At 71.7% G+C, this 14,772-nt stretch carries 9 protein-coding genes and 1 tRNA gene; 4 read left to right on the top strand and 6 right to left on the bottom strand.

Annotated elements, in window-relative coordinates; translation table 11 throughout:
* Positions 1-159 precede the first annotated feature (159 nt).
* From ACQB60_RS31730 to ACQB60_RS31715, 4 genes are all read right to left on the bottom strand, one after another.
* Positions 160-2,550, bottom strand: a complete 2,391-nt coding sequence (locus ACQB60_RS31730; RefSeq protein WP_496929548.1) for a hypothetical protein — start codon at positions 2,548-2,550, stop codon at positions 160-162.
* 2 nt (positions 2,551-2,552) lie between these two features.
* Positions 2,553-2,624: transfer RNA gene (locus ACQB60_RS31725), tRNA-Ser, on the bottom strand.
* Between the two features lie 80 nt (positions 2,625-2,704).
* Positions 2,705-4,273, bottom strand: coding sequence for an oleate hydratase (locus ACQB60_RS31720; RefSeq protein WP_496929547.1), 1,569 nt, complete (start codon positions 4,271-4,273; stop codon positions 2,705-2,707).
* 150 nt (positions 4,274-4,423) lie between these two features.
* Complete coding sequence (locus ACQB60_RS31715) at positions 4,424-4,870, bottom strand: Lrp/AsnC family transcriptional regulator (protein ID WP_496929546.1); 447 nt, start codon at positions 4,868-4,870, stop codon at positions 4,424-4,426.
* 250 nt (positions 4,871-5,120) lie between these two features.
* On the opposite strand from ACQB60_RS31715, the gene ACQB60_RS31710 reads away from it, so the two are divergent.
* Positions 5,121-8,585, top strand: a complete 3,465-nt coding sequence (locus tag ACQB60_RS31710; protein WP_496929677.1) for an indolepyruvate ferredoxin oxidoreductase family protein — start codon at positions 5,121-5,123, stop codon at positions 8,583-8,585.
* On the opposite strand, the gene ACQB60_RS31705 is transcribed toward ACQB60_RS31710, so the two are convergent.
* Entirely contained in the window at positions 8,555-10,369 is a 1,815-nt protein-coding gene (locus ACQB60_RS31705; protein ID WP_496929545.1) for a TIGR03086 family metal-binding protein, read from the bottom strand. The genes ACQB60_RS31710 and ACQB60_RS31705 overlap by 31 nt on opposite strands.
* A gap of 93 nt (positions 10,370-10,462) precedes the next feature.
* On the opposite strand from ACQB60_RS31705, the gene ACQB60_RS31700 reads away from it, so the two are divergent.
* The 3 genes from ACQB60_RS31700 (at position 10,463) to ACQB60_RS31690 (ending at position 13,587) form a co-directional block, all read left to right on the top strand.
* Positions 10,463-11,149, top strand: coding sequence for a TetR/AcrR family transcriptional regulator (locus tag ACQB60_RS31700; RefSeq protein ID WP_496929544.1), 687 nt, complete (start codon positions 10,463-10,465; stop codon positions 11,147-11,149).
* A gap of 154 nt (positions 11,150-11,303) precedes the next feature.
* Positions 11,304-12,449: a PTS transporter subunit EIIC gene (locus ACQB60_RS31695; protein WP_496929543.1), complete on the top strand. Its 1,146-nt coding sequence runs from the start codon at positions 11,304-11,306 to the stop codon at positions 12,447-12,449.
* 97 nt (positions 12,450-12,546) lie between these two features.
* A complete protein-coding gene (locus ACQB60_RS31690; protein WP_496929542.1) occupies positions 12,547-13,587 on the top strand; it encodes an iron-siderophore ABC transporter substrate-binding protein in 1,041 nt (346 codons plus the stop codon).
* Positions 13,588-13,663: 76 nt separating this feature from the next.
* Here ACQB60_RS31690 and ACQB60_RS31685 read toward each other — a convergent pair whose 3' ends face one another.
* Positions 13,664-14,722, bottom strand: a complete 1,059-nt coding sequence (locus ACQB60_RS31685) for an FAD-dependent monooxygenase (RefSeq protein ID WP_496929541.1) — start codon at positions 14,720-14,722, stop codon at positions 13,664-13,666.
* Positions 14,723-14,772: the final 50 nt, after the last annotated feature.

Genomic DNA, 14,772 nt, shown 5'->3' with positions numbered 1-14,772 from the left:
AACAGCATTGAATATGTGGCCCGGTCAGGCCGATGGACAGCTCAACGCACCCACCATCAGAGGAACTTGCAACCCCGCACGCTTTGACCATTGCTTTACCTGGCGAGTCCGCGCGTGGGCGGCCCGTCACGGCTCTGTGATCGATGACACGCGGATCGATCACACACGCCGGGGCGCACCGTCACCCGTCGGGTCCGCCCGGAGCCAGTGTCCGTCCGTGCTCCAGCCCAACAGCCGCCGCGCGGCGCCCTGTTCGGCCGTGCCGTCCGCGTCGAAGCCGCGGCCCGAGGCGATCAGGCGCAAGCCGGTCAGTGCGGGGGCCAGGCGCGCGGCGACGTGGACCGGGTGGCGGGCCGCTTCCTCGTCCAGCCGGGCCAGTACGCGGGCCTGTGCCTCGGTGTCGCACAGCGAGAGGTGGAACAGCATCTGCCGCCAGGCGTAGGCCGCGTCCTTGATCGTGGCCAGCGGCCGGGGGTTGTGGTGGACCCGGGCGGTGAGCCGGCACACCGTAGCGAAGCAGCGCCGGGCCAGGTCCTCCCAGCCGGGCTGCGGGGAGATACCGACGCGGGCGACGAGCGTGGCGAGGTTGTGCGTGGTGAGGATCTGGGCCTGCTCGATGACCTTGCCGTTGGCCGCCACCGACCACAGGTCGCCGCCACCGGCCCGCCCGGCGCACAGCTTCGCGAAGCCCGGCGTGGTACGGGCCCCGTAGGAGCGGTTGAGGGCCGCGGCCGACTCGGAGATCGCGAGGTTGCGGACCGCCTTGTAGTCGATGCCGTAGTACCGCTCGTACAGCGAGCCCGCGAGCAGCTCGGCCGCGACGCGCGCCGCCGCCAGGAACTTGGGGCTGAAGGTGCCCATGAAGATGTCCGCCGCCAGCTCCTCGACCAATGGCGCGCCCAGGTCGGCCTGGCGGGCCAGGACGCCGAGTTCGCGGATCAGCGGGTTGGGCAGGATCGTCCCGGGGAAGCCCTGCACGGCCAGCTCGCCGAGTTGGCGCAGGGCCGCGAGGGCGGGTTCCTGTCCGGCGCCGGTGTCGGCCTGGGCTGCCACCGCGCGGACCCAGGGCAGTTCGTCGACGCGTACCTGCCGTTCCAGGTTGAGCAGCAGCAGGGAGCGCCGGTTGCGGAAGGCGCGGTAGTTCGCGGCCATCAGGCGGCGCAGCGGCTCGTCCCGGTACGTCTGCGCGGTGGTGACGGCCACCAACTGCGGAATCATCTCGGCCAGCACCTCGGCCGACGGCACCACACCGCGTTCGACGAGGGTCCCGAGGGGAGCGCTCAGCGCCGCCTCGACGACCTTGCGGATCGCGGGCGGAATCTGCGCTCCGACCGGGAGCCCGGTCTCTTCGTGCTCGCGGGCCCCGACGGGCGCGACGAGCGGCGCCACGTCGGCCGCGCCCACCTCCTGCGGCAGGCCGGCCAGGCGGCGCAGGACCAGTTGGGCCAGGGCGTGGTGCGAGGGGAGCGCCGCCTGCCGCGCCTGTGCCTGGCGCAGGGCGGCGTGCCGGGCGGAGTCCGGCACGCCGCGCTTGCGCACCATGGATGTGATGGCGTGCTGCAGCATGCCTGCCCGTCGGGCGTCCAACGGGCGCCCTGCGACCACTTCTTCGAGCGCGCCGCGCAGGATGCCCAGGTTCTCCTTGGGGCTGCGGTGCTTGGTGCAGCGGGTGTGCTGGGCGGCCAGCTCGCGATAGCGCGTGAGCAGATCCGCGGCGCGGCGCAGCCAGGCGGGGTCCGGCGCGTCGGCGTGCGACACAGCGGGGCCCGGCGCGTCGGCGTGCGACACAGCGGGGCCCGGCGCGTCGGCGAGGGCGCGGCCCTCAGCCGTGAACTCCAGCCACAGAACGAGCAGTTCGTCCGCGAAGGGCTGCCATACGGCGAGCGCCTCACGCTGGGTCTCGACGGCCGTGTTGGGCCCGCGCCGGGCCAGGGTCTCGCCGGTCTCGGCCACGGTGCGGCGGTGGACGGCGGCCACGTCCGGGGCGGCGTGCCGCACGGGCCGGGGCAGGAACCGCAGCCGGTCGGCGAACGGCTCCAGGACGTCCACCAGGTGCACCGCCTGCTCCAGCTCGCCCTGGCGCACCAGCCAGGCCAGCGTGAGGAGGGACGCCTCCTCGGGCAGCTCGACCTGGTAGCGGCCGCTGTCCAGCAGGGCGCACAGCCAGGCGAGGCCGGGCTCGGTGAGGCAGTGCGTGAACAGTGCGTGCCGCGTCGCGGGTACCCCGAACTCCTGTGCGGCGCGCACCTCGTAGGGCTCGAGAGGGCCCTCGGCGCCCGCCGTGCCCGTGACGAATCCGCCGCGTACGACCTCAGGGGTCACCCAGGACGGGAGGTCCGCCACCGGGGCCCGCGAACCGATCGTGAGCTTCCCCTCGGCCATGCCGGCGAGCACCGCGCGCCAGCGCTTCTTGCGCTCCTCGGCGCGGTGGCGCGTGCCCGCGTCCTCATGGGTCAGGGCAGTCACCAAGGCCCTGTTCAGTTGGTCCAGGGCGTAGCCGGAGGACGCGGCGGGTACGGCGGAGGGCTGCTGCTCAGCGTTGTCATCCATTGCCGACGCGGCAGGTTCTGCCCCTGCGCCCTCCGGGTCTCGAGCCCGGCGCTCTGCTGCTGAGCTACGCGTCGTTCGGATGCGAGGTTAAGCGGCGGCCTTGGTGTCGCACCAGCGGATTTATGGCGCGTGACGGCTGGCAGGCTCCTGCTTCTCAGCGGCGGTGCATGGTGGCCAGCGCCTCGACGAGGACCTTCGGGTCGTGGCCGCCCTTGTAGACCGGCGGGGGCTGCTTGTCGAGGTGCAGGAGCCGGGCGACGGCGGTCCAGGCGGTGCGCACCGAGTACTCGACGGTGAAGACGACGTCGTCGGGGACTTCGGCGTACTGGCCGATGAAGGCGAGGTTGGCGGAGCCCTCGGGGACGACCTGGGGCCGGTCGCCGTGGCTGCGCACGAGGAACTGGCTGGTGATGTACGGCATCAGGGCCGGGATCACGGTCGAGGAGTTGAGGATCTCGCGGCTTTCCTCGAACCGCAGGTGGTGCAGGACCTCGTCGAGGATCTCCCGGCCGGTGCACTCGCGCATCGGCTTCTTCACGAAGTCGCCGGGCTTGTCGGGGAAGAGGGCGTAGCCCCACCACACGTAGGTGTCCTCGGGCTGGTCGCGGAAGTGGGGCTGGTGGTTGAGGACGATGGTCAGCAGCCAGCCGGAGTCCTTGAAGGTGATCAGGCCGCCCTTGCCCGCCTCGCTGCCGGAGAACTTCTCCATCAGCTCGAAGAAGGTGGGGTCCTTCGTGGTGACGGTGAACGACTCCCAGGTGGAGTCGTCGGTCGAGGAGTCGAAGACGCGGGGGTTGCCGAAGCCGTCCCGCTTGGCGGCCAGGGTCTCCCACAGCTTCCAGGCGCCGCTGGACGTGGAGGTGGCCGGCGGGGCGGCGGCGTCGGTGGCGCCGAGCGTGGAGTCGGCCGTCATGGAGCCGTTGGTGACGAGGACGAGGTCGCCCTCGCCCACGGGGACCTCCTCGTTCGCGCCGCCGCGTGTCCACGTCAGGCTCTCCACGCGGAAGGAGTCCCCGGATTCGGTGATGCCCAAGTCCGTTACCTGGGTGCCGAGTTGGACGGTGACGCCCTGGTCGGTGAGCCACTTCATGAGCGGTCGCACGATCGAGTCGTACTGGTTGAAGCGGGTCCGGTAGATGCCCGACATGGAGTCGAAGGTCTTGAACAGGTGGATGAACCGGTTCAGGTAGCGCCGGAACTCGATCGCGCTGTGCCACGGCTCGAAGGCGAAGGTGGTGCACCACATCCACCAGAAGTTGGTGTGGAAGAACTCCTGGCTGAAGCAGTCCACGATGCGCTTGCCGTCCAGCATCCGCTCCGGGGTGCCCACGCACTTGACCAGCTCCAGGCGGTCCCGCTCGGAGAAGCCCATCGAGTGGGCGTCGACGACGTGCCCGTCGGCGTCGACGAGGCGGGCGTGGTCGTCCCAGGCGAAGTCCTCGTGGAAGGCGAAGGTGTCCTCGGTGACCGACTTGGCGGGGTCGTCCAGGGAGGGGATCGAGCCGAGCAGGTCGTAGGTGCACTCGAAGTGGATCTCGAACATGCGGCCGCCGCGCATGGTGTAGCCCGTCTCCGGTGAGCCCGCGGCGTCCAGGCTGCCGCCCTCGCGGTCCTGCTCCTCCAGGACGACGATGTCCGAGCCCGCGAACTTGCCCTCGCGGATCAGGAACGCCGCCGCCGACAGGGACGCGATGCCGCTGCCCACCAGATACGCCTTCGCCATGCCTGTGCTCCCTCGGTCATTTCCTGCTGGGGCTGCTGTGGTTCCTTGTGGTCGCTGTGTCTCCGATCGTTCCCCAGCCGTGCCCGTATCGCAGGGGTACGTAGCTGAATGGGTGGCTATGGCGCGCCATGGCGCTCCGCGCCGGAGGGCTCAGTCCTCCCGCGTCCAGGAGCCGAGCACCATCAGCGTGCGGGTGCCGATGACCTTGCCCGATCCGCGGAGGCGGTCGATGACCTCCTGCAGGTGCTCGATGTCGCGCACCCGCACGCGCACCAGGGCGTCCAGGTCGCCGGCGATGGTGAACACGGCCTGCACCTCGGGGGTGCCGGTGGTGCTGTGCAGGATGTCCTGGATGCTGGTGGTGCCCGCGTAACGCAGTTCGGTGAACGCCTCGACGCCCCAGCCGAGTTTGGCGTGGTCGACCTGGACCGTGAAGCCGGTGATGACACCGGACTCCCGCATGCGGTCGACCCGGCGCTTGACCGCGGCCACGGAGAGCCCGACTTCGGGGGCCATGTCCGAGAACGTGCGGCGGCCGTCCGCCTGGAGCAGGCGCAGCAGTTGGTGATCTATCTCGTCCAGTTCGGCACTCGCCATGGCCGCTCCTTCGCCTTGACACATACGTGACACAACTACGCAATGAAATCACGCCAGTTGGGCCTTCGGCTTGCATTCTTTGCGTCTTGGAGGCAATCAGTCAGACAGGTCTTGCGTGGCGGAGTGGCCGGTTGTGTGCTGTGTCCCTTGCCTCTGTCCGCTCTCCCGCCGTGTGGAGGACCTCGTGAGTGCCCCCGTCCGCATCCCGTCGCTCGACGACAAGTACACGGCCGCCAAGGGGCCTGCCCTGATGTCGGGGGTGCAGGCGCTGGTGCGGCTGGCTCTGGAGCAGGGGCGTCTTGACCGGGCGCGGGGGCTGGACACCCGGGTCTTCGTCTCCGGCTACCAGGGCTCGCCGCTGGGCGGCCTGGATCTGGAGATGGGCCGTGCCGCCGGGTTCCTGGACGAGGCCGGTGTGGTGTTCAAGGCCGGGCTCAACGAGGAGCTGGCCGCGACCGCGGTCGGTGGCACGCAGTTGCTGGGCCGGCTGCCGGGGCGCCGCCACGAGGGGGTCACCGGGTTCTGGTACGGCAAGAATCCGGGCCTGGACCGGGCGGCGGACGCGATCCGGCACGCGACGATGGCCGGCACGGCGCCGCTGGGCGGGGCGGTGGCCTGGATCGGGGACGACCCGGACTGCAAGTCGTCCACGGTGCCCAGTTCGTGCGAGGTGATGTGCCAGAGCCTGTGCCTGCCGCTGTTCGCGCCGGGTTCGGTGCGCGAGCTCATCGAGTACGGGCTGCACGCGGTCGCGCTCTCCCGGGCCGCGGGGCTGTGGACGGCACTGAAGGTCGTCTCCGATGTCGCGGACTCCTCGGCCACCGTGGATCTCACCGGCGTCGGCGAGGACGTTCCCGCGCCGGAGCGCCGGGCGGAGCAAGCGGCGCCGGTGCTGGTCGGGCCGAGCGCGCTGGACGCCGAGCAGGACCTGGTGACCCGCCGCCTGGACATCGCCCGCGCCTACGCACGCCGGCACGGCCTCAACCGTGTGGTCGCCTCGGCGCGGCAGGCGCGGCTGGGGGTGGTGGCCTCGGGGACATCCTTCGCGGTGGTGCGCCGGGCGTTGAGCGACCTGGGCATCGACGAGGAGGAGGTGGAGCGGCTCGGTATCCGGCTCATCGCGCTGGGCATGCCCTTCCCGCTGGACGGCGCGCACATGGCCGAGCTGACCGAGGGCCTGGACCGTGTGCTTGTGGTGGAGGACAAGGGCGACTTCCTCGAAGGCCACCTGAAGCAGGCCCTGTACCGGCGGCCGGACGCACCGGTGCTGCTGGGCCGCCGGGACGAGTCGGGCCGCCCGCTGCTGCCGGTGCGCGGCGCCCTCAAGGCCGAGGACGTCGCGCGGGCGCTGGCCGGGCTCGTCGGCGCGGAGCGGCTGCCCGCTCAGGCGTCGGCCCTCACCGGGAAGCCGCGGCCGTCGGGGCCGCGCCTGCTGCCGCTGGTCGCCGCCCGCACCCCGTTCTTCTGCTCGGGCTGCCCGCACAACCTCTCCACGCGCACCGCCCCGGACACCCTCGTCGGTGTGGGCATCGGGTGTCACGCGATGGTCGCTCTCGACGACAGCGACCTGCGCGGCAACCAGATCGGCATCACGCAGATGGGCGGCGAGGGCGCGCAGTGGTTCGGTCTGGCTCCCTTCACCGACGACCGGCACTTCGTGCAGAACCTCGGCGACGGCACCTTCCACCACTCCGGCTCGCTCGCCGTCCGCGCCGCCGTCGCGGCCGGGGTGACCATGACGTACAAGCTCCTCTACAACGAGGCCGTCGCCATGACCGGCGGGCAGCGTGTGGAGGGCGGCCTGGACGTCGCCGCGCTGACGCGGCTGCTGGCCCTTGAAGGCGTGCGCCGCATCGTCGTCACCACGGCCGAGCCACGCTCGTACCGGCGCGTCCGCCTGGACGCGCGGGCCAGTGTGCGCCACCGCGACGATCTCGCCGACGTGGAACGCGAGTTGGCGGCGGTCGAGGGCGTCACCGTACTGATCCACGACGACCGCTGCGCGGCCGAGGAGCGCCGGATGCGCAAGCGCGGTCTGCTGCCCGCTCCTGCCGCGAAGGTCGTCGTCAACGAACGGGTCTGCGAGGGCTGCGGTGACTGCGCGGTGCAGTCCACGTGTCTGTCGGTGCAGCCCGTCGAGACCGAGTTCGGCAGCAAGACCCGCATCCACCAGCCGTCCTGCAACTCCGATCTCAGCTGCCTCAAGGGCGACTGCCCCTCCTTCCTCCTGGTCGAGCCGGGCCCCTCCCCCGCGCCCTCCCCCGCCACCGTCCCCAGCCGCCTGCCCGAACCGCCGGGCCCCCTGCCCGAACCGGAGGCCCGCTTCACCGGCCGCGAAGTCGTGCTGCGCATGCCCGGCATCGGCGGCACCGGCGTCGTCACCGTCTCGCAGATCCTGCAGATGGCCGCTCACCTGGACGGGCTGCACGCCGCGGGCCTTGACCAGACCGGTCTGGCCCAGAAGGGCGGACCCGTCGTCAGCGACGTCCGTATCGGCAAGGACCCCGTCAGCGGAGCGGTGCGCGCCTCCGCGGCCGGCGTCGACGCGCTCATCGGCTTCGATGTGCTCGGCGCCGCCGCCGACTCCACGCTGGCCGCCTGCGCCCCCGGACGGACCGTCGCGGTCGTCAACACCGCCGTCGTGCCCACCGCCGCGATGATCACCCGTCAGGTCGCGGTGCCCGGCGGCCCCGAGGACGCCCTGGCGAAAATCGCCTCCGCCACCCGCGACACGGCTCTGCTCCCGCTGGACGCCCAGGGGTTGGCCGAGCAGCTCTTCGGCGACCACATGCCGGCCAACATGCTGCTGCTCGGGGCCGCCTACCAGCACGGCTGTCTGCCGGTCAGCGCCCAGGCGGTGGAGAGCGCCGTCGAACTCAACGGCGCGGCCGTGGCCAAGAACCTGGCCGCGTTCCGCTGGGGGCGGGCCGCGGCGCATGACGCCGAGGCGGTACGGAGGGCTGTGGCCCCGCCGCGGCAGACGGCCCCCAGCAGCTCCGGCATCCCCCGCAGCTCCGACGAGGCCCCCAACACCGCCGGCACTCCCAGCACGCCCGGCACTCCCAGCACGCCCGGCACTCCCAGCGCGACGCTGAAGGAAGCGGTCGACCTCCGCGTCGCCGACCTGACCGAGTACCAGAGCAGCGACTATGCCGCGCGTTATCAGCGGGCGGTGCAGGCGGTCGCCGCGATCGCCGGCGAGCGCGCGGGAGAGGCGGACGGACGGCGCGTCACCCGTGCCTTCGCCACGTCCCTGCACCAGCTGATGGCGTACAAGGACGAGTACGAGGTGGCCCGACTGCACCTGGACCCGGCCGAACAGGCGCGGATCCGCGCGGAGTTCGGCGCGGACGCCACCGTGTCGGTCCTGCTGCACCCGCCGGTCCTGCGGGCCCTCGGCATGAACCGCAAGCTGCGCCTGCAGCGCACCAGCGGGCCCGCCTTCCGTGCCCTTCGGGCCGCGCGCCGCCTGCGCGGCACCCCGCTGGACCCCTTCGCCCACTCGGCCGTGCGCCGCACGGAGCGCGCCCTGGTGCAGGAGTACCAGCAGCTGATGCGGCAGGCCCTGGACCGCCTCACCCCGGACAACGCCGAGGCGGTGGTGCGGATCGCTGAGCTGCCGCAGACGATCCGCGGCTACGAGCACATCAAGATGGCGCGCGTCGAGGAGTACCGCGTGCGGGCTCAAACGGCGTTGGACGCCTTGGCACGGTGATCCGGGCGGCCGAGGAACGTCAGGAGCCGCACATGAGCCGGTGCGTCGGCCGGGGCCGGGAGCCGCGGACCGAACAGGCCGGGGCCGCGGTAGGCGTCCATGTCGACCGTCGCCAGGTGCGCGAGCAGGAGCTCGCACAGGTGCTGGTCGACGAGGTCCGCGCGCCCTGCGGCGAGGGCCAGGTCCACGCCGTGGACGAGCACCTCGGTGAGGTGGATCAGCGCTGCCCGCGGCCCCGGGAGCGGGCCGAAGGAGAGGCGTACCGTCACCTCGTCCAGGGCGGCGTCGGTGGGGGCGGCGTGGTGCCAGGCCGCCCGGTCGGCGTCGGCGGCGGCCGTACAGGCGCCGTGCGGATCGGTGCCGAGCCAGTCGTCGTGGTGCTCGCCGCCGGGATCCGTGCCGGTCAGCTCGGCGGCGTAGATCCGCATGCCGCCGACGACGTGGTTGAGGGTCGTGCGCGCGTCCCACTCCTCGCAGGGGGTGGGGGCCGACCACCCGTCGTCGGGTATCGCCTGCACCACGGTGCCCGTCATGGCCAGCGCCCGGCCGATGGCGCCCACGAGCGCGGGGCGGCGGGCCAGCACCCGGTCCAGCCAGTCGAAGATCCGCCCGCACGCCAGCCGCTGCGCCCCGGACTGGCAGTGCGCGTCGGCGCCCTCGCCCTCGGTGAACGTCATGAGGGTCTTCTCGCACGTCAGGTGGTCGTACAGCTTCTCCGGCTGGCCCTTGAAGAAGCCGTCGTCCTCGCCTGAGCAGACCAGGACCGGGCAGGCGATCCGCTCGGCGATGCCGTCGCGCAGGTGATAGTCGAGGTAGGCGGCGCAGAACGCGCGCGGGGTGTCGACGCCCATCGCGAACATGCCGTGCTCGACCGCCCACTTGAGGGTGGGCAGGGCGGCCATCCCGGCCGCAAGGTCCGCGTCCAGCTCCGGGTCGTGGGCGGCCCGCAGCCGGCGCTCGGCCTCGTCGCGGGGCAGCCCGAGCGAGGCGGTGCTGATGTCGCCGAGGTCGTAGACGCCGTCGAGCGCGACGACGGCGGCCACCCGGCGGTCGAAGGCGGCCGCGCGGGGCGCCAGGACGCCGCCCATGCTCAGACCGAGCAGGGCGATGCGCTCCGGGTCGACTCCCGGGAGCGTGACGGCGTGGTCGAGCACCGGCGTGACGACGTTCTCCCAGTCCGGCCGGAAGGTCAGCCCTTGGCGGTGGCGGGTGCCCGGCTGGCCGGGGCCGTCGAAGACCAGGACGGTGTAGCCGCGCTCGACGGCGGCGGCCGCGCCGAAGAAGTGCATCTCCTCGGCGGTGCCGTCGAAGCCGTTGAACATCACCACGGTCGGGCGGGGCGCGCCGGAGTCGTCGGGGCGGTAGAGGTAGCCGGGCAGCGTCGTGTCCTCGTAGGGGATCTCGACCGGTTCCACGGCGGGGGTGAACAGCGCGGCGGCCTGACGGAAGCAGCGCACGGAGGCGTCGTAGGCGTGGCGGATCCGCGGGTCGGCGGCGTTGCCGTGCAGGAAGAACTCCGCGGAGCGGTAGTAGTTCGAGGCGCGCAGGAAGCCGTCGCGGGCGCTGACGCGGTGACCGCCGTCCAGCGCCGCCCGGGCCTCGCCGGAGATCCGGTCGGCCGTGGCCAGCCACTGGTCGTGCCAGCTGTCGTAGTCGCCGACGGTGATGCGCTGGGCGGTCATGGCGACCTCACCGAAGTCGGCGCCGCCGTAAGGGATGTGACCGAGCGTCCGCAGGGTCTCGTACCAGAAGGAGGGGTGGTCGGGGAAGAAGATCGGCTTCATCACGGGACTCCTAACGCAGTTTCTAACTGCTTTAGTGCGACCCTAGGGCGAGCGCGCCACAAACGCAAGCCGCCACTGCGTTAATGTGGCCACGTGAATGAGCACCCGCCGTCAACGCCCTCGCCGACCGCCCGGCCGACACCGCCCCCCACCCAGCCCGCCAAGGCCCCCAAAGCCCCCAAGCCGGCCAAGTCGGCCAAGCCGACCAAGCCCGTCGAGCGCCGCCCGGGCGGCCGCAGCGCCCGGGTCCGCAGCGCCGTCCACCAGGCCGTCACCGACCTGATCGCCGAACGCGGTTACGGCACCTTCGCGGTGGGCGAGGTCGCGGCGCGCGCGGGCGTGGCCGACAGCAGCATCTACCGCCGCTGGGGAACCCTGGAGGCGCTGCTGATGGACGTGGTCGTCAGCCGCCTCACCGAGCACTCCCCCATGCCCGACACCGGCAGCCTCTCCGGGGACCTGCGCGCCTTCGCCGCCAAGGCCGCCGAGGACGTCTCCGGACCGGACGGCCTGGCCCTGCTGCGCACCGTCGTCACGGCGCTGGCCGCCGGCCCCGACGGCGAGGCGGCTCGCGACCACTACCTCACCGCCCGGTCCGAACAGCTCCAGGCCATGCTCGACCGGGCCCGCACCCGCGGCGAGGCGGCCCCCGACGTCCTGGACGTCCTGGACGCCGTCCTGGCGCCGATCTACATCCGGGTGCTGTTCGGCGTCGTACCGCTGACCCCCGATTACGTCGACGACCTGGTCAGCCATCTCCTCGCACGCCGCCCGGGATAGCCCGCCCGCCGCCTCCCCCGAAACCACCACCTCCGCCCCCGGCCCCGCACAGGGCCGGGGGCGGAGGCGTTGCCGGACTCCTGGGCCTGCGGCCCCCGTGTGGCCCCACTGTCGAGCGCGCCCCCGCCGACACCACACCCCCTCGGAGAACGACATGGCCGCGGCGATCCTGCTGCGCCTCGGCCAGGACGACGCCTTCGGCAAGGACGGCCTGCACTGGGGCAAGGTCGCCGAGGTCTTCGCGACCGCGGGCAACGGCGTCTTCGCGAACCTGCCTCTGCTGTTCTGCGTGGGCGTGGCGATCGGATACGCGAAGAAGGCCGACAGCTCCACCGCGCTGGCCGCCCTGGTCGGATTCCTGGTCTACAAGAACGTGCTGACCGCGTTCCCCGTCGACGGCTCGGTCACCGAGGCGCCGCCCAAGGGCACCCCGCAGGACCCGGGCGTGCTCGGCGGCATCATCATCGGCCTGGTCAGCGCGATCGTGTGGCAGCGCTTCCATCGGACCAAGCTGGTGGACTGGCTCGGCTTCTTCAACGGCCGCCGTCTCGTCCCGATCCTGATGGCCTTCATCGGCACCGCCTTCGGCGTCTTCTCCGGACTGGCCCGGGGGCCGGTCGGCGCAGCGCTCGGCTCGTTCAGCGAGTGGCTGATCGGCCTGGGTTCCGTGGGCTCCGGCGTCTACGGCGTGTTCAACCGCGGGCTGATCCCCGTCGGCATGCACCAGTTCCTCAATACGTTCTTCCAGCAGCAGGTCGGCTCGTTCGGCAAGCTCGACGGCTCGGTCGTGCACCGGGAGATCCCCCGCTTCTTCGCCGGCGACCCGACGGCCGATCAGTTCATGTCCGGGTTCTTCCCCATCATGATGTTCGGCCTGCCCGCCGCCGCGCTCGCCATCGCGCACTGCGCCAACCCACACCGCCGCAAGGCCGTCCTCGGCATGATGATCTCGCTCGCCCTGACCTCGTTCATCACCGGCGTCACGGAGCCCATCGAGTTCACCTTCATGTTCCTGGCCCCCGCCCTGTACGCGGTGCACACGGTGCTCACGGGTCTGTCCATGGCCGTCACCCGGGGCCTGGGCGTGCACGACGGATTCGGCTTCACCGCGGGCCTGATCGACTACTTGCTGAACTGGAAGCTCGCCACCAAGCCATGGCTGATCATCCCGATCGGCCTGCGCTTCGCCGCCGTCTACTACGTGGTCTTCCGCTTCGTCATCGTCAAGTTCGACCTGCCCACGCCGGGCCGCGAGCCGGAGGACGACGAGGAGTCGGCGGAGAAAGTCACCGCCGACTGAGGAGTCGGCTCCCGACCGGGCACGAAGGGCCTTTGGTCCCCCGAGGGCGGAACCAACGGCTCCATAACGCAGCAGTTGATGAGGTTAGCCTCACCTCATGATTACGCGTTCCTTCTCGTCCCCCCGCTTCCTTGCGACCCCGGCCCGCCGCCGTATCGCCACCGGCGCTTCCGCCGCGGCCGTGATGCTGGTGGCCGCGGGCTGCTCGTCCGGAGGGAGCGACGGCACCGGTGACGCTCCGGGCGGGGCGGTGACCAAGGGAAGCTTCCCCGCGAAGGTCTCCACCAAGTTCGGTGACATCACCGTCAAGAAGCAGCCCCGGCGCGTGGTCGCGCTGGGCTGGGGTGACGCGGAGACGGCGCTGGCGCTGGGTGTGCAGCCCGTGGGGGCCAGTGACTGGCTGGACTTCGGCGGCAACGGCGTGGGCCCGTGGGCCAAGGGCCTGTACGACAAGAGCCCGAAGAAGATCGGCACGCTGGAGCCCGAGTACGAGAAGATCGCGGCGCTGCAGCCGGACCTCATCCTCGACACCAAGTCGAGCGGCGACCAGAAGCGCTACGACACCCTGAGCAAGATCGCCCCGACCGTCGGTGTGCCCAAGGGCGGCGACCAGTACCTGACCGACTGGCAGGACCAGACCGCGATGGTGGCGGACGCCCTGGGGCTGCGCGGCAAGGGCCAGGAGCTCATCAAGAAGACCCGGGCGAAGTTCGCGGACGTGGCCGAGAAGCACCCCGAGTTCAAGGGCAGGTCGGTCACGTCGGGCTCGCGGACCTCCACGGGTTACGGGGCCTACGTGCGCGGCAGCGGCCGGGTGGACTTCCTGGAGCGGCTCGGCTTCAAGAACAACCCCTGGGTGGAGAAGCAGGGCGGCACGAGCTTCTTCGTCAACGTGTCCCGCGAGAACGTGGGCGAGATGAACGCCGACCTGCTGGTCGTCGAGCCCATCGGGATGTCCGCCGCCGACATCACGGGCGACCCGCTGTTCAAGAAGATCCCCGCCGCGCAGGCCGGGCACGACGTGGTCTTCGCGCCCAAGTCACCCTCCGCCAACGCCTTCGCCACCGACTCCGTCCTGTCGGTGAACTACGCCCTGGACGAGGTTGTGCCCCAGTTCGCCGAGGCCCTCAAGAAGTGAGGGAACCTCGGCACTGAACCGCCGCGCGACGCGGCGCGACGCCACGTCGCGTCGCGGCGCGGCGCGTCGCGGCACATCACGTGGCGGCGCCGAAGGCGGCCGCCCCTTCCCTTCCCGTCTGCTGGTTGGCCGCGATGTAGGGCCGCAGTTCGGCCTCATAGGCGGTGAATGCCGCGGCGTGGTCGCCGCCCGAGGCGGCCAGGTGGCGGGCGAGGGAGCGGGCTCCGATCAGCGCCTGGGAGGTACCCATGCCCGCGGTCGGCGCGGCACAGTACCCGGCGTCGCCGACCAGCACCACGCGCCCGTCGGACCAGGAGTCCAGATGGACCTGGGCGCAGGAGGAGAAGTAGAGGTCGTCCGCGGCCGCCATGGCGTCCAGCAGCTGCGGCACCACCCAGCCGCGGCCCGCGAACGCCTCGCGCACCGCCTTCTCCTGCTCCTCGCGCGGGCGCCGGTCCAGGGTCGGGGCGTCGGTGGCGAAGGACAGGCTCACCGCCATCCGTTCGGCGTCGGCGGCGCTGAAGGCGTAGACGGCCGTGTTGCCGCCCTGCTGGAGCACTCCGCTGTGGGTGAGGCCCAGGATGTTGTCCGCGGTGAAGCCCACGCCTGACATGCCCAGGTGGCGCAGGCACGCTTCGTGCGGGCCGAAGGCGAGCCGCCGCACCTTGGAGAACAGCCCGTCCGCCCCGACCACCAGGTCGACGTCGCGCGGAGCGCCGCGCTCGAACTCGACGGACACGCGGTCCGGGTGCTGGATGAGCGCGGTGATCGAGTCGTCGAAGACGTAGGTGATGTCCGGCTCGGTGAGGCGGTGCAGGATCCGCGTCAACTCCGGCTTGGGGACCTCCAGTTCACCGGCGAACACCTCGGCCGGGAGCTGCCCCGCCTCGGCTCCGTCGGCGTCGAGAAGAGCGGTGCCGGTCATCTTCGTGTCGTACGCGCGTATCTCGTCGAGGATGCCCATCTCGGCCAGGACGTCGAAGGCGGCGCCGCGGAAATCCACCGCGTAGCCGCTGTCGCGCAGGCCGGGGGCGCGTTCGACCACCGTCACGTCGAAGCCCTCGCGGTGCAGGAAGTGGGCCAGGGCCGCACCGGCGACGCCGGCGCCCGAGATCAGAACCTTGGTCTGGGTCATGGGCAGGACCGTAGCCAGCTTTTGCCCATATGGTCAATCCATTTGGATGA

It is taken from the genome of Streptomyces odontotermitis (genome assembly GCF_050510915.1).
Classification (GTDB): domain Bacteria; phylum Actinomycetota; class Actinomycetes; order Streptomycetales; family Streptomycetaceae; genus Streptomyces.
Note: the sequence above shows the minus strand (reverse complement) of the source record. Positions and strands in the feature narration are given on the sequence as shown.